24 protein-coding genes are annotated in these 24,484 nt (G+C 69.4%); 8 read left to right on the top strand and 16 right to left on the bottom strand.

Going from position 1 to position 24,484, the window contains the following annotated elements:
* Window positions 1-154 precede the first annotated feature (154 nt).
* Window positions 155-2,362, top strand: a complete 2,208-nt coding sequence (locus N4R40_RS09340; RefSeq protein WP_261607093.1) for an ATP-dependent Clp protease ATP-binding subunit — start codon at window positions 155-157, stop codon at window positions 2,360-2,362.
* 27 nt (window positions 2,363-2,389) lie between these two features.
* On the top strand, window positions 2,390-3,241 hold the full coding sequence (locus N4R40_RS09335; protein ID WP_261607092.1) for a UbiA family prenyltransferase: 852 nt from the start codon (window positions 2,390-2,392) through the stop codon (window positions 3,239-3,241).
* Here N4R40_RS09335 and N4R40_RS09330 read toward each other — a convergent pair.
* The 4 genes from N4R40_RS09330 to N4R40_RS09315 all read right to left on the bottom strand — a co-directional run bounded on the left by N4R40_RS09330 (window position 3,234) and on the right by N4R40_RS09315 (window position 6,871).
* A complete protein-coding gene (locus tag N4R40_RS09330; RefSeq protein ID WP_261607091.1) occupies window positions 3,234-4,364 on the bottom strand; it encodes an FAD-dependent oxidoreductase in 1,131 nt (376 codons plus the stop codon). The genes N4R40_RS09335 and N4R40_RS09330 overlap by 8 nt on opposite strands.
* A complete protein-coding gene (locus tag N4R40_RS09325; protein WP_261607090.1) occupies window positions 4,361-5,083 on the bottom strand; it encodes a methyltransferase domain-containing protein in 723 nt (240 codons plus the stop codon). The genes N4R40_RS09330 and N4R40_RS09325 overlap by 4 nt, the downstream gene beginning before the upstream one ends.
* A complete protein-coding gene (locus N4R40_RS09320; protein ID WP_261607089.1) occupies window positions 5,080-6,222 on the bottom strand; it encodes a type III polyketide synthase in 1,143 nt (380 codons plus the stop codon). Before N4R40_RS09320 ends, N4R40_RS09325 begins: the two co-directional genes overlap by 4 nt.
* Before the next feature lie 67 nt (window positions 6,223-6,289).
* Entirely contained in the window at window positions 6,290-6,871 is a 582-nt protein-coding gene (locus tag N4R40_RS09315; protein WP_261607088.1) for a nitroreductase family protein, read from the bottom strand.
* A 174-nt stretch (window positions 6,872-7,045) separates the two neighbouring features.
* Here N4R40_RS09315 and rraA point away from each other — a divergent pair, with 174 nt between their 5' ends.
* Window positions 7,046-7,510, top strand: a complete 465-nt coding sequence (gene rraA / locus N4R40_RS09310) for a ribonuclease E activity regulator RraA (RefSeq protein ID WP_261607087.1) — start codon at window positions 7,046-7,048, stop codon at window positions 7,508-7,510.
* A gap of 78 nt (window positions 7,511-7,588) precedes the next feature.
* Complete coding sequence (locus tag N4R40_RS09305) at window positions 7,589-7,972, top strand: VOC family protein (protein WP_261607086.1); 384 nt, start codon at window positions 7,589-7,591, stop codon at window positions 7,970-7,972.
* A 79-nt stretch (window positions 7,973-8,051) separates the two neighbouring features.
* Here the strand turns inward: N4R40_RS09305 and N4R40_RS09300 are convergent, their stop codons facing one another.
* From N4R40_RS09300 to N4R40_RS09285, 4 genes are all read right to left on the bottom strand, one after another.
* A complete protein-coding gene (locus tag N4R40_RS09300) occupies window positions 8,052-9,143 on the bottom strand; it encodes an ABC transporter permease (protein ID WP_261607085.1) in 1,092 nt (363 codons plus the stop codon).
* A complete protein-coding gene (locus N4R40_RS09295) occupies window positions 9,140-10,024 on the bottom strand; it encodes an ABC transporter ATP-binding protein (RefSeq protein WP_261607084.1) in 885 nt (294 codons plus the stop codon). The genes N4R40_RS09300 and N4R40_RS09295 overlap by 4 nt, the downstream gene beginning before the upstream one ends.
* Window positions 10,025-10,120: 96 nt before the next feature.
* Window positions 10,121-10,783 (bottom strand): response regulator, encoded by a 663-nt coding sequence (locus N4R40_RS09290; protein ID WP_261607083.1) that lies wholly within the window; start codon window positions 10,781-10,783, stop codon window positions 10,121-10,123.
* Window positions 10,780-12,036 (bottom strand): sensor histidine kinase, encoded by a 1,257-nt coding sequence (locus tag N4R40_RS09285; protein ID WP_261607082.1) that lies wholly within the window; start codon window positions 12,034-12,036, stop codon window positions 10,780-10,782. The genes N4R40_RS09290 and N4R40_RS09285 overlap by 4 nt, the downstream gene beginning before the upstream one ends.
* A gap of 139 nt (window positions 12,037-12,175) precedes the next feature.
* Here N4R40_RS09285 and N4R40_RS09280 point away from each other — a divergent pair, with 139 nt between their 5' ends.
* The gene (locus N4R40_RS09280) at window positions 12,176-13,516 is read left to right on the top strand and encodes a glycosyltransferase 87 family protein (RefSeq protein ID WP_261607081.1); all 1,341 of its coding nucleotides are present in this window, start codon (window positions 12,176-12,178) and stop codon (window positions 13,514-13,516) included.
* A 15-nt stretch (window positions 13,517-13,531) separates the two neighbouring features.
* Here the strand turns inward: N4R40_RS09280 and N4R40_RS09275 are convergent, their stop codons facing one another.
* The 3 genes from N4R40_RS09275 to N4R40_RS09265 all read right to left on the bottom strand — a co-directional run bounded on the left by N4R40_RS09275 (window position 13,532) and on the right by N4R40_RS09265 (window position 17,453).
* Entirely contained in the window at window positions 13,532-14,371 is an 840-nt protein-coding gene (locus N4R40_RS09275) for an exodeoxyribonuclease III (RefSeq protein ID WP_261607080.1), read from the bottom strand.
* 149 nt (window positions 14,372-14,520) lie between these two features.
* Entirely contained in the window at window positions 14,521-15,924 is a 1,404-nt protein-coding gene (gene pntB, locus N4R40_RS09270; RefSeq protein WP_261607079.1) for a Re/Si-specific NAD(P)(+) transhydrogenase subunit beta, read from the bottom strand.
* On the bottom strand, window positions 15,921-17,453 hold the full coding sequence (locus N4R40_RS09265; protein WP_261607078.1) for a Re/Si-specific NAD(P)(+) transhydrogenase subunit alpha: 1,533 nt from the start codon (window positions 17,451-17,453) through the stop codon (window positions 15,921-15,923). Before N4R40_RS09265 ends, pntB begins: the two co-directional genes overlap by 4 nt.
* A gap of 86 nt (window positions 17,454-17,539) precedes the next feature.
* Here N4R40_RS09265 and pyrE point away from each other — a divergent pair, with 86 nt between their 5' ends.
* Window positions 17,540-18,115 (top strand): orotate phosphoribosyltransferase, encoded by a 576-nt coding sequence (gene pyrE, locus N4R40_RS09260; protein WP_261607077.1) that lies wholly within the window; start codon window positions 17,540-17,542, stop codon window positions 18,113-18,115.
* Window positions 18,116-18,230: 115 nt separating this feature from the next.
* Here the strand turns inward: pyrE and N4R40_RS09255 are convergent, their stop codons facing one another.
* The gene (locus N4R40_RS09255) at window positions 18,231-18,410 is read right to left on the bottom strand and encodes a hypothetical protein (protein WP_261607076.1); all 180 of its coding nucleotides are present in this window, start codon (window positions 18,408-18,410) and stop codon (window positions 18,231-18,233) included.
* 106 nt (window positions 18,411-18,516) lie between these two features.
* Window positions 18,517-19,326, bottom strand: a complete 810-nt coding sequence (locus N4R40_RS09250) for an HAD-IIA family hydrolase (protein WP_261607075.1) — start codon at window positions 19,324-19,326, stop codon at window positions 18,517-18,519.
* A gap of 41 nt (window positions 19,327-19,367) precedes the next feature.
* Here N4R40_RS09250 and N4R40_RS09245 point away from each other — a divergent pair, with 41 nt between their 5' ends.
* Window positions 19,368-20,321 carry an SDR family NAD(P)-dependent oxidoreductase gene (locus N4R40_RS09245; RefSeq protein ID WP_261607074.1) on the top strand — a complete coding sequence of 318 codons (954 nt, stop codon included), beginning with the start codon at window positions 19,368-19,370 and terminating at the stop codon, window positions 20,319-20,321.
* Between the two features lie 8 nt (window positions 20,322-20,329).
* Here the strand turns inward: N4R40_RS09245 and N4R40_RS09240 are convergent, their stop codons facing one another.
* Window positions 20,330-20,968: a metal-dependent transcriptional regulator gene (locus N4R40_RS09240; RefSeq protein ID WP_261607073.1), complete on the bottom strand. Its 639-nt coding sequence runs from the start codon at window positions 20,966-20,968 to the stop codon at window positions 20,330-20,332.
* An 8-nt stretch (window positions 20,969-20,976) separates the two neighbouring features.
* On the bottom strand, window positions 20,977-22,260 hold the full coding sequence (locus N4R40_RS09235; protein WP_261607072.1) for an Nramp family divalent metal transporter: 1,284 nt from the start codon (window positions 22,258-22,260) through the stop codon (window positions 20,977-20,979).
* A gap of 172 nt (window positions 22,261-22,432) precedes the next feature.
* Between N4R40_RS09235 and N4R40_RS09230 the strand changes: the two genes are divergently transcribed.
* Window positions 22,433-23,101, top strand: a complete 669-nt coding sequence (locus N4R40_RS09230) for a TrmH family RNA methyltransferase (RefSeq protein WP_261607071.1) — start codon at window positions 22,433-22,435, stop codon at window positions 23,099-23,101.
* Window positions 23,102-23,155: 54 nt separating this feature from the next.
* Here N4R40_RS09230 and N4R40_RS09225 read toward each other — a convergent pair whose 3' ends face one another.
* Window positions 23,156-24,475, bottom strand: a complete 1,320-nt coding sequence (locus N4R40_RS09225; RefSeq protein WP_261607070.1) for an MATE family efflux transporter — start codon at window positions 24,473-24,475, stop codon at window positions 23,156-23,158.
* Between the last annotated feature and the right edge of the window lie 9 nt (window positions 24,476-24,484).

Genomic DNA, 24,484 nt, shown 5'->3' with positions numbered 1-24,484 from the left:
CGCGTTTCGCCGACGCGCGTCGGATGTTGCGGGCCGGGAAAGCCCCGCTCACATCGCCCGGGGCCGTCCGTGAGGCTGGCCCGACGGAGCGACATCTGCTAAAGTTGAGCCATAGCGACTCAACTTTGAGCGTGACAGATTTCAGGAGACCGACATGAACGCACAACCCGCACCCGGGCAGGAGGACCAGAAGAGCGCCCTCGAACAGTTCGGGATCAACCTCACCGACCGCGCCCGCCAAGGAAAACTCGACCCCGTCATCGGGCGCGACAGCGAGATCAGACGCGTCAGCCAAGTGCTCACCCGCCGCACGAAGAACAATCCTGTGCTCATCGGCGAACCCGGCGTCGGCAAGACCGCCGTCGTGGAAGGCCTCGCCCAGCGCATCGTCGCGGGCGACGTCGCCGAATCGCTCAAGAACAAGGAGCTCGTCAGCCTCGACATCTCCGCGCTGGTGGCGGGGGCGATGTACCGCGGCCAATTCGAAGAGCGCCTCAAGAGCGTGCTCAAGGAGATCACCGACTCCGACGGGCGCGTGATCACCTTCATCGACGAACTGCACGTTCTGATGGGGGCCGGCGGCGGGGAAGGCTCGGTCGCCGCGTCGAACATGCTGAAGCCCATGCTCGCCCGCGGCGAACTGCGTCTGATCGGCGCGACGACGCTCGACGAGTACCGCGAGTTCATCGAGAAGGATGCCGCCCTCGAGCGCCGCTTCCAGCAGGTCTATGTCGGCGAGCCGACGGTCGAAGACACGATCGCGATCCTCCGCGGGCTCAAGGGTCGATACGAAGCACACCACGGGGTCACGATCAGCGACAGCGCACTGGTGGCGTCGGCGGCGCTCTCCAACCGGTACATCCCGAGCCGTCAGCTGCCCGACAAAGCGATCGACCTGATCGACGAGGCCATGAGCCGCCTCAAGATGGAGATCGATTCGAGCCCCGTCGAGATCGACCAACTGCGCCGGAGCGTCGACCGGATGAAGCTCGAAGAACTCGCGCTGAAGAAGGAGAAGGACGACGCCTCGAAGGAGCGCCGAGCGAAGCTGCGCGAGCAGATGGACGTCGCAGAGGCCGAACTGGCGGTGCTCGACGCGCGGTGGGCCAAGGAACGCGCGAGCCTGAATCGCGTGGGTGAGCTGAAGAAGCAGCTCGACCAGGCTCAGACCGATCTCGAGCGCGCGATCCGCGAAGCCGATTACGCCCGCGCGTCGAAGCTGCAGTACGAGACCATCAAGCGGCTCGAGCTCGAACTCGCCGATGCGGAGCGCGCCGAGCAGGCGCCGACGGGCGAACCGCGCATGGTCAACGAACAGGTGACCGACGAAGACATCGCCGCCGTCATTGCGGCGTGGACCGGCATCCCTGTCGGACGCCTGCTGCGAGGCGAGAGCGAGAAGCTCGTGCACCTCGAGAAGGAGCTCGGTAAGCGGCTCATCGGCCAGAAAGATGCCGTCAAGGCCGTGTCGGATGCCGTCCGTCGCTCGCGTGCGGGAATCAGCGATCCGAACCGTCCCACCGGCTCGTTCCTCTTCTTGGGGCCGACGGGCGTCGGCAAGACCGAGCTCGCGAAGGCGCTCGCCGAGTTCCTCTTCGACGACGAGCGCGCGATGGTCCGCATCGACATGAGCGAGTACGGCGAGAAGCACTCCGTCGCACGGCTGGTCGGTGCCCCTCCCGGATACATCGGCTACGAACAGGGCGGACAGCTCACGGAAGCCGTGCGTCGGCGCCCCTACGGCGTCGTCCTCCTCGACGAGGTCGAGAAGGCGCACCCGGAGGTCTTCGACGTCCTGCTGCAGGTGCTCGATGATGGACGCCTGACCGACGGACAGGGGCGGACGGTCGACTTCACGAACACGATCCTGGTCCTGACGAGCAACATCGGGTCACCGATTCTGATCGATCCGACGCTCCCGCAGGAGACCAAGCGGGAGCAAGTCATGGCGCTCGTACGGCAGGTCTTCCGGCCCGAGTTCCTCAACCGTCTCGATGACATCGTCATGTTCCAGCCGCTCAGTCACGATGACCTCGCTCAGATCGTCGAGCTGTCGGTCGACGCTCTCCAGCGGCGCCTGCACGATCGGCGTCTCACGCTTGCCGTCACCCCGGATGCCCGGTCGTGGCTGGCCGAACGCGGCTACGACCCGCTGTTCGGTGCGCGGCCGCTGCGGCGTCTGATCCAGTCCGAGATCCAGGACCGCCTCGCGATGGCGCTGTTGTCGGGCGGCGCCCGTGACGGCGATGTCGTCCGGGTGGATGTGGCCGCCGACGGCGGCCAGCTCGTGCTCACGAGCTCCACGCCGAGCGGAGCGGACGACGACGACGACGTGATCGAAGCGGAACTCCTCGACGAGTAGGCCCCGTTCGGCGGGTACGGTCGGAGCATGCAGCTCGCACGCGTCGGCCGCACCGCCGGGGCGCTCTGGCGGTGCACCCACCCCGGACCGACCGTCGTCGTGACGGTCCTCGCGCTCGTCCTGGGCGTGGCCGCAGGGCTGGATGCCGGTCGCCTCGCGCTGCTGGGTGCCGCGGTCATCGCCGGTCAGCTGAGCGTCGGGTGGTCCAACGATGCGATCGACGGGGCCCGCGATCGCGCCGTGGGGCGACGCGACAAGCCGATCGCGCGGGGCGAGATCACGGCGAAGGCCGTCTGGATGGCCGCCGGCATCGCGGTCGGGATCGCCGCGGCGCTGTCGGCCCTCCTGGGGCCGGTATTCCTCGCCAGCCATGGGCTCGCGCTGGCTTCCGCGTGGGCGTACAACCTCGGGCTGAAGAACACGGCGCTTTCGGTCGCCCCCTTCGTGCTGAGCTTCGGCCTCTTTCCCTCGCTCGCCACCCTCGCACTGCCGGCTCCCGCCTTCGCGGCGCCGTGGGCCACTCTCGCGGGCGCGACGCTCGGGATCGCCGTCCACTTCTCGAACGTCCTGCCGGACCTCGAGGACGATGCGCGCACGGGCGTGCGCGGGCTCCCTCATCGACTGGGTGCGCGCGCGAGTGCCGTGTGCGCGTTCGTCGCCGTGGAAGTCGGCGCGGTCGTCGTCCTCCTCGGCCCGGCAGCGACCGGAGACCCGGTGCGTCCCGCGGCCATCGTCGGGATCGTGCTCGTCAGCGCGGTGGCCGCGATCGGTGTCGTGCGCGCGCTGCGGCGCCCCGATCGCGCAGTTTTCCGCCTCGTCATGCTGGCCGCGCTTCTGCTGGTGGCCCAGCTCGCGGTGACCGGCGTCAGCGTCAGCTGAACTGGCGTGCGGCGGGATCGAAGCCCATCGCGTAGGCGTGCGCGAGCAGACGCTCGGCCGGGGTGGCCAGGGCGATCGCCACGGCCACCGCGCCGCCCGCGCGCGACGGCCGTCCCAGCACCGTGTTGATCGCGCCGATGCGCGCCGCCCGGTCGGCGGCCCGCAGCCGGTCGCGCTCCCACCGGGGGAGTCCCGCGGGCCCAGAGCCGTCGCGCACGGCCTGCGCTAGGAGGGGCGCGAGGGTCACGGCATCGATCAAGCCCAGATTCATCCCCTGCCCGCCGATCGGACTCACTTCGTGAGCCGTGTCACCGATCGCGAGCACGCGTCCCCGGCGCATGGAGCCGAGCCGGGATCGTGCCACGCCGAACGCCGATGCCGACTCCACCGACAACGCTGCCGTGGTCGAACCCGTCCGCTCTGCGACGGCTTCGCGCAAGCGCTCGGCATCCGTGCGCCCGTCGCCGCGCGGCGGCATCCAGGCGACGAATCGGCGACGACCACCGGGCAAGGGGAAGGATTCGAGCACTCCCGCACGATCCAGATACACGACCGCGCGCTCACCGTCGTGGCCGAGATCGGCGCAGTCGGTCATCAGGTAGCGGTCGGGGTATCGGCGACTCCGCACCGGTTGGTCCAGAAGAGCGCGGGCACGCAGCCCCCCCGCGACGACCACGACGCGCGCCGTGACGACGTCGTCGCCGACGTGGACGTCCACGGCATCCGCGCGGGGAACGAGCGCCGTCACGCCGGCGTCGTACTGCACCGGCGTCGCGCCCCAGTGGACGGCGGTCGCGGCGAGGGCCGCCTCGGTGGCGGATTGCGGCAGGGTTGCGACGAACGGATGCCGTCGATGCAGCCGATCGAAGTGAAGCTCCCCGAGCGAGCGCCCGGCCCGGCGCGCCTCGCCGATGCGCACGCGCACGGCATCGGTGAGGAGGCGGTCGGTCGCTCCCGAGGCTTCCATCGCGGCCAGCGCCGTGGCGTGGATGCCGACCGCGCGTGCGCCGGCTCCGGACTCGGACCGCGTTTCCCAGCGGACGGTCTCGGTGCCGTGCCGCGCGAGTTCGGCCGCGAGCAGCGTCGCGACCGGACCGCCGCCGACGATCGCGATATCGATCACGGACGCTCCCCGCGCACGGCGAGCAAGCGGAAGCGACCGGGACGCAAGACCTGCCACCCCGCGGGAAGGGCGGGGGCGAGTTCTCGCGGCGTCCAGCTTCGACGGATCGAGCGGAGCCCGTCCGTCCGGAGGAAGCTGCCCGGTGCGAGCGGCGTGATCCCGACGGCGTAGGCCGCGTAGGCCACCGGTGAGCGCGCGATGTCGGAGTGGACGACGAGCGAGCGCGCGAGCGCATCCGAATCACGGAGGACGGTGGCCAAAGCTGCATCGTCGAGGTGATGCAGCACGTGGTTGGAGATCACGACGTCGAAGCGGGCGGCACCGGTGGCGAGCTCCGCGACGAGATCGGAGCTGTGCGCGCGGCGGTAGTCGGCGCGGTGCCCGGGCCGCGCGAGCGCGACGGCGAGGGAGCGGGCGTCGGGATCGATGCCGACCGCGTCCACTTCGGCACCGTCCGCGCGCGCCAGGGCGATGAGACGTTCGAGCACATCGCCCCCGCCGCAGCCGATATCGAGGATCCGGAGGGGAGTGCCGTCTGCCGCGCGACGGCGAGCGAGCGGACGGATGTGCTCGCGGTAAACCCCGCCCCAGCCGGAGACCAGCCGGTTGACGACCGCGAACCGTTCGAGCGTGCGCCGAAGCCTCGTCGCGTCGCACGCGGGGTCGTCCATCAGTTCACGCAGCGCCGTGTCGCGCCGCGCGAATCCCGCGGTGCTCATCGTGAGGGAACCGACGTCGCGCTCTCGCGGGCAGGGTGGCCGGCGGTCGCGGTCGCGGAGGTGCGTACCGTCAGCAGAGTCGACTCCACGGTGAGGCCCGGCGCGAAGGCGACGGCCAGCATCCGTGCGCCGTCCGGAGTCGCCGGGTCGGCCAGCATCCGCTGCAGGATGAACAGGATCGTGGCCGACGACATATTGCCGTAGGTGCGCAGAACGTCGCGTGAATGCCGGAGAGCATCGCCCTCCAGCCCGCACGCCGCCTCGACGCGGTCCAGGATGCTGCGCCCGCCCGGGTGCACCGCCCACAGGTCGACCGGGCCTTCCCCGAGCAGCGGACTCAGTGCGTTCTTCACTTCTCGACCGACGATGCGGGGGACCTCGGCCGTCAGCGTCATCTCGAATCCATGATCGCCGATCGTCCATCCCATCGCCGACTCGCCGTCATCGGTGATCGCGGTGGCGAACCGGTCGAGCTCGAGATGGGGGACTGTCGTGGCGGGGGCGCCGGTGACGACCGCGGCCGCCGCGCCGTCGGCGAAGACCGCCGACGACACGATCTGGTCCGGGTCCGATGAGGACCGGAGGTGGATGGTGCAGATCTCGGCGCACACCACGAGCACGAGCGCAGAGGGGTCGGTGGCGCAGATGCGTGCCGCAGAGCGCAGTGCGGGGATCGCGGCTGCGCACCCGAGAAACCCCAGGTGTTCGCGCGACACGGTCGGCGCCAGGCCGAGGTCGCGCACCAGTCGAAACTCCGGCCCCGGGGCGAAGAATCCGGTGCACGAGGCCGTCACGACGTGGGTGACCTCGTCCGCGCGGACCTGGGCGCGCTGCAGCGCATCGCGGGCGGCGGCGGCGAACAGCTCGGGCGCCTCACGCGCATAGATCGCGTTGCGCACCCCGGTCGCCGGCATCCCGATCTGACGCGTCTCGGCGTCCACGAACACCGACCCGCCCGAGACGAGTTCGGGCAAGACGGTATGACGGGTGTCGATGGCCGAGTGATCGAACGCGGCCGTAATGATGCGCCGGGCGACGCGGTCAAGTCCCGGCTGCGCGGCGAACAGGTCGCGGACGTCGTCCTGCGTCAGCCGGGTGTCCGGAACGGCGGTGCCGATGCCGATGATCGATGCGCTCATCAGCGCAGACTAAGCCGCTTTCCGCGTCGCGCGATACCGGTTGTCGCGAACCGAGATCTGTGCTGTGTCAGGCGTTGACGATCAGCGACTCGGCGATCGGTCGCCGCGTGCGGGGCGTGAGTTCACGCTCGCGCAGCTGCTCGGGCGCGCTGTCGATGTCACCGAGTGCGCCGACCGCCATCACGGTGACGGCAGCGAGTTCATCGCCGAATTCGAACGTCTCGGCCAACGTGGCACGGTCGAAGCCGCCCATTTGGTGGGTGAACAGACCGGAGGCGTGGGCCTGCACCGTGAAGTGCGCGGCCGCCTGGCCGGCATCGTAGGCGGCCCAGACGAGCGGTTTGCCGTCGAGCGAGCTCACGGTGGCGAAGACGACGAGAGCGGCAGCGTCGGCCGCCCAGCTCTGGTTGAAGCCCATCAGGGAGTCGACGATCGCCGCGTGTTCGGTGGTACCGCGCCGCGCGACGATGAAGCGCCAGGGCTGGGTGTTGCTGGCCGAGGGAGCCCAGCGCGCGGCTTCGAGCGCGCTCGCCAGGGCGGCTTCGTCGATCGGGGTGCGCGGGTCGAAGATCCGGGTGCTCCAGCGTTCGGCGAGCACGTCGAGGATCGGCGCGTCGGTCTGGGCGGTGTGGTCGGCGATCATGCTCATGGCGTCTCCTTGCGGGTGTGTCGGCCGGGACGCCGTCGGCCCATCCTCATGCAACCGTATGCATCGTGGCCGTATTCCGTCCATTCGGGGGATTTCTCTCCTGGACAGAAGTCGGGCACATCTTCTCTTGCTGACGAGCCGCGATCTCCCGGATGCCGGTTCTACCGTGGAAGCATGACCTCCACCGCTGACCTCTTCGACGACCGAGGCGATGAGCTGGACTCGTTGGCTCTGCCTTTGCACGACCTAGGCGGTCGGGTCTCGTTCGACGGGCCGATCCGTACGATTCGCTGCCACCGTGACAATGCGCTGGTCAAGCAGGTCCTCGCGACACCCGGAGGAGGCGCCGTCCTGGTCATCGACGGCGGTGGGTCGCTCGAGTCTGCTCTCGTGGGTGACCTGATCGCGGCATCCGCGGTCGCCCACGGCTGGGCCGGCATCATCGTGCATGGGGCGATCCGAGACCGCGCCGTCATCGCGACCCTCCCGCTCGGTGTCAAAGCACTCGGCTCGAACCCCCGCAAGAGCGCGAAAGACGGCGTCGGCGAGGTCGACGTCCCGGTCGTGATCGCGGGTGTCCACTTCGCGCCCGGGCGTCATGTCTGGGCCGACGCCGACGGCATCCTCGTCGAGCGGTGACGAGGCCCTCGACATAGTCACCCCGCGGGCCGATACTGATCGGATCGGCCGTGTGCGCGACCGGGATCGGATGTGGCCATGGTTCCGGTCGAGGGCGCGTTCGCCGGATTCTCCGTCGATGACATCGCCGCTGCGGAAGCGTTCTACGCGGGGGTACTCGGATTGGATGCCCACATCGGCGAGATGGGGATCATGGAGATCCGGTTTCCCGGGGGCGGGCACGCCATCGCCTATCCCAAGCCGAATCACCAGCCGGCCGGATTCACGGTCCTGAATCTGGTGGTCGCCGACATCGATGAGGCCGTCTCCGAACTGAATGCGGCGGGTGTGGTCACCAAGATCTACACCGATCCCGACTTCGGGACGGATGGGCGAGGTATCTCTCGGGGATCCGGTGGACCCGACATCGCATGGTTCCGTGACCCCGCAGGCAACATCCTCTCGGTGATCGTCGACGGCTGAGAGGTCGTCATTCTCGTCGGCGACGGCCACACGCCGCCGACGAGAAGCTCCTCGTCGGCGGCGTGATACCGTCTCATTGTCAGCCGGCGAGAGCCTCGGACAGCTTGACGCGGGCGCCCATGCGGAGGATCGAGTTCTCGTAGATCTTCGCGCCCACCCAGATCGCCGCGGCACACGTGATCAGCAGGATCGCCAGCGACAGCAGCGGCTCCCACCACTGGGCCTCACCGAGGAAGATGCGCACCGGCATCCCCACGGGAGCCGAGAACGGCACATACGACATGATCGTGATCACGAGTGAATTGTCGTTGAAGAAGACGACGAGCAGATACGGCGCCATGACGAGGAAGGTCAGTGGTGTCGTAGTGGATCCGATGTCTTCTTGGCGTGACACCATCGCACCGGCGGCCGCGAACAATGCCGCCAGCAGGATGAACCCGAACAGGAAGAACACCGCGAACCAGATGAGCGGAGCGCCGAGGCCCGTCAGCAATTCGCTCTGCCCGGTGACGGTGAGCCCGACGATGGCGATCGCGGCGAGGCCGATGATCTGGCCGACCGCGAGGACAGTGTTGCCGATCACCTTGCCGGCCAGGAGCGCGCGCGTCGGAATCGCCGAGATGAGCAGCTCGACGACGCGGGTCTGCTTCTCCTCCACCACGGACTGCGCGATCGTCGACCCGAAGGTCAGTGCCGCCATGAAGAAGATGATCCCGAACCCGAAGCTCACGATGTAGCGGAGGAACGGGTCGGTGCCCTCGGTGGTCAGAAGCTCCACGGGCGGGCTGGCGCTCAGCAACGGCATGAGTCCCGACGGGATCGCGGTGTCCCCGACGAGCGTGTACGAGAAGTCGCCGCTGCCACCGGGGACGAGGGCCGCGTCGACGTCACCGGAGCGGACGAGGTCGCGAGCGGCCTCGGTGTCGGCGGCTTCGGTGACCTCGAGCGCCTCGTCGTATCCGGCCACGACCGCTGCGGTGTCGGGGGTGACGGCGACCGGGATGCGGGAGTCGCTCTGGGCCGTGAAACCTCCCCAGAGCACACCGATGAGCGCGAGCGCGAACAGGATGCCGGTTGAAATCAGGAACGCTTTGCTGCGCAGTTTCGAGCCGACCTCACGCTCGGTGACCAGCCACACGCTCTGTGCGAAGGACGGGGTGGACGTGTTCACTGGATGACCTCCTTGAAGATCTGCGCGAGGGACGGGTGTCGGGGAGCGAAGCTGGCGACATCGCCCGCGGCGACGGCGCGGCGGAGCACGCGCTGCGCGGTCTCGTCGGTGTCGACGTCGAAGACGGCGTATCCGCCGTCGAAGTCGACGACCTCGACTCCGGGTTCGTCGCGGAGCCAGCCGGCGTCGCCGGCCGAGACGAGCTCGAATCGTCGCTGCGCGTGTTGGGCGCGAAGGGATTCACGGTCGCCGGTCGCCCGGATCGTACCGCCGGCGATGATCACGAGGTCGTCGCACAAGCGCTCGACGACATCGAGCTGGTGCGATGAGAACAGCACGGCAGCACCATCCGCCGCGCGCGCCTGGAGGACGCCCGCGACGACGTCGACCGCGATCGGGTCGAGGCCGGAGAACGGTTCGTCGAGGATCAGCACCTGGGGGTCGTGGACCAGAGCCGCGGCGATCTGCGCGCGTTGCTGGTTGCCGAGCGACAGGGTCTCGATGTTGTCTCCGAGCCGTTCACCGAGCCCCAGCTCCTCCAGGAGCGCTGTCGCGCGGGTCGTGGCATCCGCCTTCGAGAAGCCGTGCAGGCGGGCGAGGTAGACGATGTGCTCCAGCACCCGCATCCGCGGGTAGAGACCGCGTTCCTCGGGCATGTACCCGAAGCGCCGGCGGTCCGCCGCGGTGACGGACGCGCCGTTCAGGGTCACCTCGCCGCCGTCCCGGGCGAGTACGCCGAGAACGATCCGCATCGTGGTCGTCTTGCCGGCGCCGTTGCCGCCGACAAAGCCGGTCAGACGGCCTTTCGTGACGCGGAAGCCCACGTCGTCGAGCACTCGGCGTCCGCCGTAGCTCTTGGTGATTCCGGTCAGTTCGAGCATCAGAACTCCCTTTCGTCGTTTCTCCACCGTACGAAGAGGTGCCCGGTCGCCGCCTCCGCCCGGAGGGGGAGATCGGGCGCCCGGGTGGGGGAGATCTCAGGCGAGTCCGTGCTGATGGGCGTAGACGACGGCCGCGACGCGGTCCCGTGCCCCGAGCTTCTGCAGCACGTTCGAGACGTGCGTCTTCACCGTCGCCTCGCCGATGAACAGCTCGCGCGCGATCTCGGCGTTGCTGCGCGCCTGTGCGAGCAGGTGGAGCACGTCGTTCTCGCGTTCCGTGAGGTCCAGGGGAGGAGCATCGGGGATGGCTTGAGGTGCGCTGGGCCGCGCCTCGGGCGCCGAGGCGAATCGCTCGATGACCCGCTTGGTGACGGCGGGCGCGAGCAGCGCATCGCCCGCCGCGGCGACGCGCACCGCAGCGATGAGTTCTTCGGGGCCGGCATTCTTCAGCAGAAATCCGCTCGCGCCGGCGGCGAGCGCCTGGAACAGGTAATCGTCCCGGTCGAACGTCGTGACGATCACGACGGATGCCGCCATCCCCGCGTCGGACACGATCCGGCGGGTGGCCTCGAGGCCGTCCATGTCGGGCATCTGGACGTCCATGCAGATGACATCCGGTGTCAGGGTGCGCGCGGCGGCGACCGCTTCGCGACCCGTGGCGGCTTCGCCGACGACCTCGATGTCGCCGGCTGTGTGCAGGATCATCCGGAAGCCGGCACGCATGACGGCGTGATCATCGACCAAGAGCACCCGGATCATCGGACGACCCCGCTTTCCAGAGGAACACGGGCGCGGACGCGGAATCCGCCGCGCTCGCGGGGGCCGGCATCGAGCGTTCCGCCGGATGCCGCCGCGCGCTCCCGCATGCCGACGAGCCCGAGACCCGCCCGCCCGCTGAGTGGACGGCGGCCGACGTTGACGACTTCGAGCTCGACGGCATCCTGCGTGTACCGCACGCGGAGGTCGGCGGCGGCACCGGGTCCACCGTGTCGGCGCGCATTGGTCAGGGCTTCTTGGGCGATCCGGTACAGGTTCACCTGCACGAGTTCGGGAGCATCGACCGGCTCGCCGACGACGGTGAGCGTCGTGGGCAGGCCATTGCTGGTCGCGTGCTCGACGAGCGCGGGGAGCGCCGCGAGGTGGATGGTCGACCCGGTCGGAGCATCGGCGTCGGCGGACGACGGTGTCCGCAGCGTGTCGAGCAGCTGCCGAAGCTCGGTGAGCGCATCGCGTGCCGACGCCTCGACGCTGGCGAGGGCGATCTGCGCAGCCGCCGGGTCGCTGGCCATGACCGTACGCGCAGCACCGGCCTGAACACCCATCGCCGAGACATGGTGCGCGACGACGTCGTGCAGTTCGCGCGCGATGCGGACGCGGTCCAGCGCCACGGCCTGAGCGGCCGACAGCTCGCGTTCGCGCTCCAGCTCGGCGGTGCGCTCCTGCAGGGAGACCCGGGAGCGTGCCTCCGCATACGCCCGCTCGCCGAAGAAGTACGCGCCGCCGAAGAAGGCCGCGTTCACGAGGAACTGGATCAGGATGTACGCCGCGAACGGCGAGAACAATCCCGCGCGCGACAGTCCGTCCTCATCGGGCGACGTGGCGGCCTGAAAAGTTGTCACGAGCAGCCAGGCGAACATGCCCACGACGACGACGACCCGCACGATGGTCGCGCGGCGTCGATCGTCGACCCACGCGCCGACGGTGTACATCGCGATGAACAGCGACACGTTGCCGACGTAGACCTCGGGGATGCGCGCGGAGACGCCGATGAAGAACACCACGGCGATCACGACCAGTACGGCTTCGGGATAGCGGCGGCGCAGGGCGATCGGGAGGGTGAGACCCGCCGAATACAGCAGTGCCCATCCGAAACTCGGCGTGGTGTCGCCGTAGAAGCCGGCAACCTGTCCGAGCCAGGCGCTGATGATCGCCCCGATGAACAGGGCGAGCGCGAGCCATGTGTCACGCCTGACCTGGGTCGGCGTGACTCCGGAGCGGACGGCGGAAGTCATCCTCACAAACTACGCGGGGCCACTCCCGGTGACCTCCCCCGTGCGGCGGAGAACGCGGGCATCCGCGTGCACCTGTTTGACAGACAACGGACAGCAAACGGAAACCTGTTCTTCCGGCTCCGGTCCTAGCGTCGGAGAGGTGACGACACTCGACGGGGGCACGCGTGTGGCCGAACGCCTGGCCGTGCTCTCTCAGCGGCTTGGCGTGTGGGGCATGACCCGACGCGGCCTGCTCTGGGGATTCGCCACCGTCCACGTCGTGTACCTGATCGGCCTGCTGCACGTGATCCTCTTCGGTGGCACGCAGGGCGACCTGCCGCTCTACCGCTTGTGGGCGATGCAGGCGCTGCACGGCCAGTGGCCCGTCCTCGACGACCCGTGGGTGTACCCGGCGGGTGCGCTCCTGCCGATCGTCGCTCCGATCGTCGCCGGCGCATACAACTATCAGCTCGTCTGGCTGATTCTCGTCGCCGTCGCCAATCTCCTCGCGATCCTTGCTCTCACCGGCGGACTACGCCGCTTGTCCGGCTATCCCGCGGCCTGGTACTGGCTGCTGATCCAGATCCTGCTGGCGCCGGTGTCGATGCTGCGCCTCGAGGCGTTCTCGGCGCCGCTGGCGATCGCCGCGCTCGTATACGTCGCGCGACGACCCGCGGTGGCCGGTGTGTTGATCGCCGCCGGCACGTGGATCAAGGTGTGGCCGGTTGCTCTGGCCGCCGCCGCCGTCACGGTATCGTCGCGCCGACGAGGGATCATCTTCGGTGGAGTCGGCGTCTCAGCAGTCGTGTCCGCGACCGTCGTGGCGTTCGGCGGCGCGTCGAATCTCTTCAGCTTCATCACGATCCAGAGCGATCGCGCGGTCCAGTTGGAAGCACCGGTTGCGACTCCCTGGGTGTGGGCGACGGTGCTCGGCATTCCCGGATCGCAGATCCGGAACAATATCGAGCTCGCCACGCGTGAGGTCACCGGGCCCGGCGAGCAACTGGCCGGGCACCTCGTGGGTGTGGCGATGCCGATCGCCTTCGGGCTGATCCTGCTGCTGCTCTGGCGCGCTCGCCGCGCGGCCGCGCACGCCAGCCGCGTGACACCGGGGTTCGAGCAGCGGCTGATCGTGCGGGGATCGTTCGCGCTTGTGGGTGCGCTCATCATCTTCAACAAGGTCGGCTCGCCGCAGTACATGCTGTGGCTCACGCCGATCGTCGCCGTCGGGCTGGCCGTCGAACCGGACGCGTGGCGTTCGGTCGCCTGGTGGATGGCCGGAATCTCGGTGGCCACGACCATCGTCTTCCCGATCCTCTATATGCCGCTCGTCGACGCAGATCCCGTCGCGGCCTCTGTGCTGCTGGCGCGCAATGTGATGCTCGTCGGCGTCTTCGCGGTCAGCGTCGCTGGCCTGTGGCGGATGGGGGCGGTCGCTTCGGCGCGTGCGCTGGCCCCGGCGTCCCTCGCGGTGACGGGCGCAGTCACGACGCAGGTGTGAGGGCACCCGCGCCGGTTACCAGATCATCGGGCGGTCATCGTCATCCGGACCCGTGAGGTCGAGGTCGACGACGACGGGCACGTGGTCGCTCGGGATCTCGCCCTTGCGTTCGTCGCGGTGGATGCCGGCGCCCACGACGGCGTCGGCGAACGCCCGCGAGCCGAGGATGAAGTCGATGCGCAGGCCCTCATTGCGCGGGAACCGCAGCTGCTTGTAGTCCCAGTACGTGTAGCCGGTCGGAACGAGGGGGCGCACAGTGTCGGAGAGTCCGGCATCCAGCAGCGACTGGAATGCCGCACGCTCGGGCGGTGACACATGCGTCGACACGCCCTCGACCAGCGTCGGGTCGCCGTTGTCGGCGTCGGTCGGGGCGATGTTGAAGTCGCCGGTCAGGGCGAGAGCGAGGTCCGGGTTGGCCCCGAGGCTGTCGGCCGTGTATCCGCGGAGCGCTTCGAGCCAGGCCAGCTTGTACGCGTAGTGCGGATCATCGAGCGAGCGTCCGTTGGGAACATACAGACTCCAGACCGTGACGCCGCCGACGGTCGCGCCGATCGCGCGCGCCTCCTGCGGAGCATCGGGCCCGTCGTAGCCCTTCTGGAATCCGGGCATGCCGGGAAAGCCGATCTGCAGGTCCTCGAGCGGTTCACGGCTCGCGATCGCGACGCCGTTCCATTGATTCAGTCCGTGCGCCTCGACCGTGTACCCCGCCGCCTCGAACTCGGCGTAGGGGAACTGCTCGGGCTTGCACTTGATCTCCTGCATCGCGAGCACGTCGATGTTCTCGCGCACGGCGAAATCGACGGTGCGCGCGACGCGCGCGCGGATGGAGTTGACGTTCCAGGTGGCCACACGCATGCCTCCCAGCGTATCCGCCGGCGCCTCCCCCACCCGCCGCCGCGAGACACCATCCGTGCACCGAGACATCTGCTGGTGTGCGGTGTCTCGGTGCACCACCGGTGTTTCGCGGCCGGGCGACGGGCCGGGCGACGCGGCCGGGCGACGCGTCAGAGGGCGCGGAGGATGTCCTCGACGCGCTGTTTCGCGTCGCCGAAGAGCATCTGGGTGTTGTCGCGCCAGAACAGGGGGTTCGCGACGCCGGCGTAGCCGGAGGCCATCGACCGCTTGAAGACGACGACGTCGGCGGCGTCCCAGACGTGCAGCACCGGCATCCCGGCGATCGGCGAGGACGGATCATCGGCCGCGGACGGGTTGACGGTGTCGTTCGCCCCGATGACGAGAACGACATCCGTGCCCGTGAAGTCGTCGTTGATCTCGTCCATCTCCAGCACGATGTCGTACGGCACGCGCGCTTCGGCGAGGAGCACGTTCATGTGTCCCGGCAGGCGTCCGGCGACGGGGTGGATGCCGAAGCGCACCTCGATCCCGCGATCGCGCAGCCGCTGCGTGAGATCCGCCACCGGATACTGCGCTTGCGCGACGGCCATGCCGTAGCCCGGCGTGATCACGACCGACCGGGCGGTGCGAAGGAGCTCCGCGACTCCCGCGGCATCGATCTCGCGGTGCACGCCCGGGGCTCCGGCATCCGCCCGCGGGGCCTCGATGCCGAACCCGCCCGCGATCACCGACAGGAACGACCGGTTCATCGCCTGACACATGATGTAGCTGAGGTAGGCGCCGGACGACCCGACGAGCGCTCCCGTGACGATCAGCAGGTCGTTGTTCAGCAGGAAGCCGGCCGCGGCGGCTGCCCAGCCGGAGTAGCTGTTGAGCATCGAGACGACAACGGGCATGTCGCCGCCACCGATCGAGGCGACCAGATGCCAGCCGAGTGCGAGTGCGAGGACAGTGACGGCGATCAGGAGCGGCAGGACCGGCGTGAGGACGTACCAGACCGTCAGCGCGATGAAGGCGACGAGCGCGCCGAGGTTCAACGCGTTCTTGCCGGGGAGAACGAGCGGTTTCGACGCCATCCGCCCGGAGAGTTTGAGGTAGGCGACGATCGACCCCGTGAAGGTCACTCCGCCGATGAAGACCCCGATGAACACCTCGGCATGGTGGATGTCGCGGAGCGCCCCGGTGAGATCGTCGCCCGACAGGGCCCCGTTCCAGCCGACAAGGACCGCGGCGAGGCCCACGAACGAGTGGAGCAGGGCGATGAGCTCCGGCATCCCGGTCATCTCGACGACGCGGGCACGCCAGAGTCCGATTGCTCCGCCGACGAGCACCGCGACGACCAGCAGTGTCAGGCCGAGCGCGGCGGGTGGCTCGCCCCAGCTTCCGGCGGCGACGAGCCAGACGGTCGCGATGAGCGCTATCGCCATGCCGGCGATGCCGAAGGCGACGCCGCGGCGCGAGGAGGCGTGGGTCGAGAGCCCTGCCAGGCTCAGGATGAACAGCAGCGCCGCGACGATGTACGCGGCACCGGCGACGGACGCGGCGACGCTCACTTGTCGGCCCCCTTCGAGAACATCGCGAGCATTCGGCTCGTGACGGCGAAGCCGCCGAAGACGTTGATGGATGCCAGCAGCACCGCGATGGCCGCGAGGATCTGCACGAGCAGATTGTCGGCCGTGATCTGGACCATGGCGCCGACGATGATGATGCCGCTGATGGCGTTCGTGACGCTCATGAGCGGCGTGTGCAGTGCGTGGGCCACCTTGCCGATGACGTAGAACCCGATCACGACCGACAGCGTCAACACGAGGAAGTGCTGGGGGAGCGGTGCCGGCGCGAACGCGCAGATGAGGAAGAGCACGGCGATGCCGAGTGAGATGAGACCGGTCTTCGCACGCGAGGACATCTTCCTCTTGACGGGAGCCGGTTCGAGGGCCGCGGCCGGGGCGGCGGGCGCCGATACCTGCACGGGCGGGGGCGGCCACGTGACTGCGCCGCCGCGGGTCACCGTCACCGCGCGTTGGACGATGTCGTCCTCGTCCAGAGTGAGCACGCCGTCCTTCTCCGGAGTGAGGAGGGTGAGGAGGTTCAGCAGGTTTGTCCCGTAGAGCTGCGAAGCCTGCTGGGGGAGGCGTCCGGCGAGATCGGTGTACCCGAGGATCACGACGCCGTTCGCCGTCACGACGCGTTCGCCGGCGACGGAGCCGTCGACGTTCCCGCCCTGGCCGGCTGCCATGTCCACGATGACGCTGCCCGGTTTCATCGAGGCGACATCGGCGGCGGTCAGCAGGCGCGGCGCCGCGCGCCCCGGAATGAGGGCCGTCGTGATCACGATGTCGACCTCGATCGCCTGCCCGCTGTAGATCTCGGCGGCGCGGCGGTCGTAGGCCTCGCTCGTGGCTTTCGCGTACCCGTCGGCGGATGCCTCGACCGCCACATCGACCGGCAGATAAATGCCACCGATCGAGGCCACCTGGTCGGCGACCTCGGGCCGCGGGTCGGTGGCGCGGACGATCGCGCCGAGACTCGAGGCCGCGCCGATCGCCGCGAGACCGGCCACTCCGGCTCCGGCGACGAGAACTTTCGCCGGCGGCACTTTGCCGGCGGCCGTGACCTGACCGGTGAAGAAGCGGCCGAACTCGTGCGCGGCCTCGACGACAGCGCGGTAGCCGGCGATGTTCGCCATCGAACTCAGGACATCCATCGACTGCGCGCGCGAGATGCGCGGGACGGCATCGAGCGCGAGCGCCGTGATGCCTTGGCCGGCGAGGCGCTCGAGCAGCTCGGGGCGCAGCGCCGGACTCAGGAGAGCGATCACGGTCGCGCCGGGATGCAGGAGTGCGATCTCCTCGTCCGTCGGCGCGTTCACCTTCAGAACGATGTCGGCAGCCCACGCCTCACCCCGCGAAGCGACCGTCGCGCCGGATTCCAGGTACGCCGCATCGGGGAAGGAGGAGCGCGCGCCGGCATCCGCCTCGATGAGGACGTCGTAGCCGAGTCCCCGGATCTTCAGGGCCGTCAGCGGAGAGACAGCGACGCGGCTCTCGCCGGGCTGCTCAGCGACGATGCCGATGCGGGCCATGATGCTCCCTTGGTCGAGTCCGACACTAGCGTCGACTATGTGGTCAGGCCACAAGGCTAGCGGATGCCGCGCTCTAGAATCGACGCATGACCATCGCCTCCACTGCCGCTCTCGAGAACGACCGTCAGACGCTGATCGGGCTGATCCAGGAGGAAGCCGTCTTCCACGGCGACTTCACGCTCTCGAGCGGCAAAAAGGCGACGTATTACGTCGACATGCGCAAGCTCACGCTCGACCACCGCGCCGCACCGGCGATCGGGCGCCTCGTGCTGGACATCATCCGTGACCTGAGCGTGGATGCCGTGGGCGGGCTCACTCTCGGCGCCGACCCGATCGCCAACGCCGTGCTGCACGCGTCGGTGCAGGCCGGAACGCCGGTGGATGCGTTCGTCGTGCGCAAGGAGCCGAAGGATCACGGCCGCGGCCGCCAGATCGAGGGTGCCGAGGTCGCGGGAAAGCGCGTGGTGGTCGTGGAGGACACCTCCACGACCGGTCAGTCACCGCTGAAGGCCGCCGAGGTCGCGCGCGCGGCGGGCGCGGATGTCGTCGCGGTCGTCACGGTCGTCGACCGCAAGACCGGCGCGCAGGCCGCCGTCGAAGAAGCCGGATACACCTGGCGCTCGATCATCGACCTCGCCGACCTGGGCCTCGCCCCGCAGTGATACGAGCCGGGTCAATGCCGCGGAGCGGCGTTGAGGCGGCTGCGTATCAGGCCCCGTAGCGGCGCGAAGCGCCACGTATCGAAACCTCGCGCCGGCCCGCGCCCGCGGGCGCAGCTCAGCGGAACGCGGGTAGCTGCGATGCCAGCGCCAGCATGAGGCCGAGCAGTGTCATCAGGACGAGCGCGCGGCCGTTGGGCAGCGGCGTGCCCTGAGGGGCCTCGCGGCGCGCGCGAAGGAACAGCACGAGCGTGATGAGCAGAACCACGAGCGCCGAGACCGCAAGGAACAGCGCCATCAGTCGTCTCCTCCGCGTCCGCGGAAGTACTGAACCGCGAAGGCCACGAGCGTACCCACCAGGACGAGGATCGTCGCGGCGAACAGCAGCGTCTGCTCGAAGGGAGTCACAAACCCTCCGGCATCTCTGATTCCAGTGGCACCGGACGCAGGAGGTCGGCCACCGAATCGAGGATCTCGTCGGGGCGGAACGGATACCGCTCGATCTCGGCGTCGTCCGCGATTCCGGTGCGCACCAAGATCGTGTGCAGGCCCGCCTCGATGCCCGCGACGACATCGGTGTCCATGCGGTCGCCGATCATTCCCGTGTTCTCCGAATGCGCGCCGATCTGGTTCATCGCCGAGCGGAACATCATCGGATTCGGCTTGCCGACGACATACGGTGCTTTGCCGGTCGCGTGGGTGATGAGTGCCGCGAACGACCCGGTGGCAGGGACGACGCCGAATGGGGTGGGTCCGGTGGCATCCGGATTCGTGACGATGAACCGCGCGCCGGCGTTGATATAGCGGATCGCCTGCGTGATGCGGTCGAACGAGTAATTGCGGGTCTCCCCGACGACGACGTAGTCGGGGTGCGTCTCGGTCATGACGTAGCCGGCCTCGTGGAGCGCGGTCGTCAGGCCCGCCTCACCGATGACGAACGCCGTGCCGCCTGGATGCTGAGACTTCAGGAATTCGGCGGTCGCGAGCGCGGACGTCCAGATGCGATCCTCCGGCACCTCGAGTCCCGAGATCCTCAGTCGGGCGCTGAGATCGCGCGGCGTGTAGAAGGGGTTGTTGGTCAGCACGAGGAACGGGATCCCCTCGCTCCGCCACTGCGCGAGCAGCTCCGCAGCACCCGGGATGGGCTTGTTCTCGTGGACGAGAACCCCGTCCATGTCGGTCAACCAGCATTCGATATCGCCGCGTGTCCGCATGGGGCCCAGCCTAGCGGCGGCTGGCGACGTAGTCTCGAGCCGTGACGCGTGAGAAATGGGACCCCCGGCAGCTGCCCGACCTGACCGGTCGGCGCTATCTGGTCACCGGATCCACGGCAGGGCTCGGGTTCTTCTCGTCGCTGCAACTGGCCGGCGCGGGTGCGCACGTCGTGATGACGGGCCGCAATCCGAACCGGCTGTCGACCGCGCGGGCGACCGTGTTGCGACAGCATCCGTCGGCGTCGGTGGAGACCCTGATCCTCGACACGAGCAACCTCGGCTCGGTCCGCTCCGCCGCGGCGACCGCGCGCGGACGCACGGGACTGGACGGACTGTTGTTGAACGCGGGAATGGTGCATCCGCCCGCGGAGCGGGACACCACGGCGGACGGACACGAGATCGTCTTCGCCACGAATGTGCTCGGCCACTTCGCGCTCGCGGGTGAGCTGCTGACGTCGCTCGCGATGGCGCGCGGGCGGATGGTCTGGCTCGGTTCGATGTCGACGTCGATGTGGAAGTACGACCCGGTCGATCCCGAGCTGGAGAACGGCTACACGCCGTGGCGCGCGTACGTGCAATCGAAGGTCGGCACGACAGCGCTCGGACTCGAGGCCGATCGGCGGCTCCGCGACGAGGGTGTCCCGGTGGACAGCCTGATCGCGCACCCCGGTTACTCGACGAGTGGGCGCACGCGCGGCATCCTCGGGATCAACGAGCCGTCCCGCGGCACACGGTTCCTCGACAACCTGCAGGCGCCGATCACGCAGTCCAAGGAGCACGGCGCGTGGCCGCTTGTGCGTGCCCTGGTCGACCCGGACGCGCGCGGCGGATCGTTCTGGGGGCCGTCGCGTGTGGCCACCGGATTGCCGCGCGAAGCGACGCCCTCGGCGATCACCCGTGACACCGAGATCGCCGCCCGCCTCTGGAACTACTGCGCGCATGCGACCCGCATGCCGTGGCCCTACGAAAAGGCCGCGAAGGCTCGTCGCCGCTGAGCTCCGGCTCAGGCGGTGAGCCAGACCGCCTCGGCGGCGCCGGCGGGCAACTCGACGGACTCCCCGCCGTCGATGCGCACCGCGGCGCGACCGGTGACCATCACGGCGTGGCCGACGTCGAGGCCCGTCGCCTGCAGCGCTCGCAGGAGCGCGGGGTCGCGGTCGCTCACCCGCAGCACCCGGCCGGTGTGGCCGACGAGCGCCCCGCCGAGGAGCACGAACGGGACGCGGACGACCTCGCCGGCCGCGTCCGGGATGGCATCGCCGTGCGGATCGAACCGCGGGTGACCGAGCCGGCCGTCGATGCCGTCCAGCAGCCGATCGCTGATCGTGTGCTCGAGCACCTCGGCTTCATCGTGGACCTCATCCCACGCATAGCCGAACTCGCGGACCAGCCACGTCTCGATCAGGCGATGCCGGCGGATGATCGCCGCGGCGCGCAGGCGCCCGGCATCCGTCAGCGAGATCGGCCCGTACGGCCGGTGCGAGACGAGATCCTGCGCCGCGAGCTTCTGCACCATCTCGGTCACGGTCGACGGGGCGAGGCCGAGCTCGGCGGCCAACTGCGACGGCGTGATCGGGGCGGTCTGCCACTCGGTGTGGTGGTAGATCGTCTTCAGGTAGTCGTCGGTTGCGGCGGAGTGCACGCTTCAGGCTATCCGCCCGTGAACACCAGCCACAGGAGCAGGGCATTGAGCGACACGAGAAAAATGGCTGCGGCGATCCCGGCTGCCGTCGTCCACCAGCGGTTGCGGTACGCGCCGAGCACGTCCGGCTTCGCCGTGAGGGCGACCAGCGGAATGAGCGCGAACGGGATGCCGAAGCTCAGCACGACCTGACTCAGGACGAGGGCCTGCGTCGGGTCGGCGCCGAGCGCGAGAAGCGCCAGCGCGGGAACGAGCGTCACGAGGCGCCGGGCGAGCAGCGGGATACGCACCCGCAGCAGGCCGTTCATGATCTCCGCGCCGGCGTAGGCGCCGACGGCGCTCGAGGCGAGCCCGCTGGCGAGCAGGCCGACCGCGAACAGGGTTGCGACGACCCCGCCGAGGCCGGTCTGCAGCGCGGCGTACGCACCTTCGAGGCTGTCGGTACCGGGCACGCCGACGAGGTTCGCCGCGGCCAGCAGCAGGATGCAGAGGTTCACGGTGCCGGCGATGACGAGCGCGATCGTGACATCCCACCGGGTGGCGCGCAGCAGGCGAGCGACGCTGTGTCCGCGATCGCCGGCGCGCGCAGTCGGGGCGGTGAAGCGGTCTCGGGCGAGCGCGGAGTGCGCATAGATCGCGTGCGGCATGATCGTGGCCCCGAGGATGGATGCCGCCAGCAACACGGACTCGGCGCCATCGAAGCGGGGCAGGAGTCCGCCGGCGATGGCCCCGGCATCCGGAGGCGCGACGAAGACGCCGTACGTGAAACCCACCGCGATGATGATCAGCAGGCCCATCACGACGAACTCGAACGGACGCGCGCCGCGGCGCGACTGGATCGCGAGGAGCATGATCGAGACGGCGCCGGTGATCAGGCCACCCCAGATCAGGGGGATGCCGAAGAGCAGCCAGAGCGCGACGGCGCCGCCGATGATCTCCGCGACGTCGGTCGCCATCGCCACGAGCTCGGCCTGGACCCAGTAGGCTCGTCGGCCCCAGCGGCTGCGGATGCGCTCGCCGAGCACGTCGGCCAGGCTCCGACCGGTGACGATGCCGAGCTTCGCGGACAGGTACTGGATGAGCCAGGCCATCGCGTTGCCCAGCACCACGACCCACACCAGGAGATAGCCGAAGCGGGCGCCGGCGGTCATGTTGCTGGCGACGTTGCCGGGATCGAGATAGGCGACGCCCGCCACGAGCGCGGGCCCCAGCAGCCACGCCGCGCGTCCGGTTCCGCGGCGGCGCGCGACGCTCGGCGCGGTCTTCTCTGCGATAGACGAATATTTCGGCATACCGAAAACTGTACCCCATGATTTTTCGGTCGACCGAAATCGCATCGTCGCGTTCCGTCTTCAGTCTCCGTGGGGGGGATCTGCTCACCCACGCGCGGATTCGTGGGCCTCCGCGGGCCGCCGTGCGTTGCGCAGACTGAATACGCAACGGCGGCCGCACTAGCCTGGACCAATGCGTCAGCCCGTCACCCCGGATGAGAGCCCCGAGCGGGAGCCCGCGCGGGAGCGGGAGCCCGAGCTCGCGGTCGGGGTGGGGCCGTGGCCGGGTGGCCCGGAGGCCTGGCCCGAAGATCCGCGCTTCGATCCTGACCTGCTCGCGCAGGGCGACCGCCGCAATGTCGTCGACAAGTACCGGTACTGGACCATGGCGGCGATCGTGGCCGATCTCGACGAGCGGCGGCATCCGTTCCATGTTGCGATCGAGAACTGGCAACACGACATGAACATCGGCTCGATCGTCCGCAGCGCCAACGCCTTCGCCGCAGCGGAGGTGCACATCATCGGCAAGCGCCGGTGGAACCGCCGCGGAGCGATGGTCACCGACCGTTACCAGCACGTCCGTCACCACGAGGATGTCGCCGCATTCCAACAGTGGGCCGTGGCCGAAGGCATCCCGATCCTGGCGATCGACAATGTCGACGGCTCGGTGCCGGTCGATCGCGCCGATCTCCCAGAACGCTGCGTGTTGCTGTTCGGGCAGGAGGGCCCGGGACTCTCGGCCGAGGCGATCGCGGCGGCGGACGGCGTGATCGAGATCACCCAGTACGGTTCGACGCGCTCGATCAATGCCAGCGCGGCCGCCGCCGTCGTCATGTACGACTGGTGCCGCCGCTACGCCTGAGCCGCGAACCCGGGCATGCTCGGTCCCACCGTCGCGCGGGGACGCGGCGCGGGGTCACGCGCCGGCGGTGAGCCAGTGCGCACCGCGCACACGCCAGGCGAGCGTGCCCAGTCGGGCGAGCATGTAGACGCCGAAGAAGCAGACCGCGAGCCACGTGAGCCCGGCCGCTCCCGTGGGATGCACGAGCCACAGCGCGAGGAGCGCCGGGACATAGGGCAGGAGGTTCAGGCCCCCGGCGATCGCCAGGTAGCGCGTGTCGCCCGCCCCGATGAGCACGCCGTCGAGGACGAACACGATGCCGCACACCGGCTGCGCGACCGCGAGCACGAGCAGCGCCGGCTGGACGACCGCGGCAATCGCTGGATCGCCCGTGAAGACGATCCCGATGACGCCGGAGAGCGCCGCGATCAGGCCGCCGACGGCGACCCCGAACCAGGCACCCCACGCGAGCGTGCGTCCCAGCACGCGTCGGACGAAGGGCTCATCCCCTGCGCCGAGGCCCTTGCCGATCAGGGCCTGCGCCGCGATCGCGAGCGCATCGAGCGCGAACGCGGCGGTCGCGAAGATCGTGAACGCGATCTGCCAGCCGGCGAGCTCCTCGGTGCCGAGCGCCGTGGCGACGCCGACGGTCGCCAGCAGCGCCACGCGGAGGGACACGGTCCGCAGGAACAGCCAGCCGCCCGAACGCGCCGATCCGCTGACACCCTCCCGTTTCGGGCGAAGGGATGCCGCGTGCCGCCGCGCGAGACGTCCGACAACGAACGCGTACGCTCCGACCATCGACCATTGTGCGACGACGGTGCCGGCGGCGGAACCCGCGATCCCCCACCCGAGACCGTAGATGAAGACCCAGTTCAACAGCGCGTTCAGGGTGAAGCCGATGCCGGCGATCCACAGCGGCGTCACGGTGTCTTGCATTCCGCGGAGGAGTCCGGTGGCGGCGAACACCACGAGCATGGCCGGGAGCCCCCACATCGATAGGCCCAGGTAGATCTCGGCTTGCTCGGCGACGTCGGCCGGAGCGCCGAACAGTGCGACGAGCCACGGTGTGGTCAGCGACCCCGCGATCGCCAGGATCGCGCCGAGGCCGAGGGCGAGCCAGAGTCCGTCGATGCCGGCACTGACGGCGCGGGTAGGGTCGCCGGCGCCGAACCTGCGCGCGACGGCGGGTGTCGTGGAGTACGCGAGGAAGACCATCAGTCCGACGATGGTCTGGAGCACCGCCGACGCGATGCCGAGGCCGGCGAGTGGAACGATCCCGAGGTGCCCGACGAGGGCGGCATCGACGATCAGGAACAACGGTTCGGCGACGAGCGCACCGAGGGCGGGAACCGCCAGCCGCAGAATCTCGCGATTGAGCGTGGGTGCGGCCATATCCCCGAG

The organism is Microbacterium memoriense, assembly GCF_025398275.1.
Classification (GTDB): Bacteria; Actinomycetota; Actinomycetes; order Actinomycetales; family Microbacteriaceae; genus Microbacterium; species Microbacterium memoriense.
Note: the sequence above shows the minus strand (reverse complement) of the source record. Positions and strands in the feature narration are given on the sequence as shown.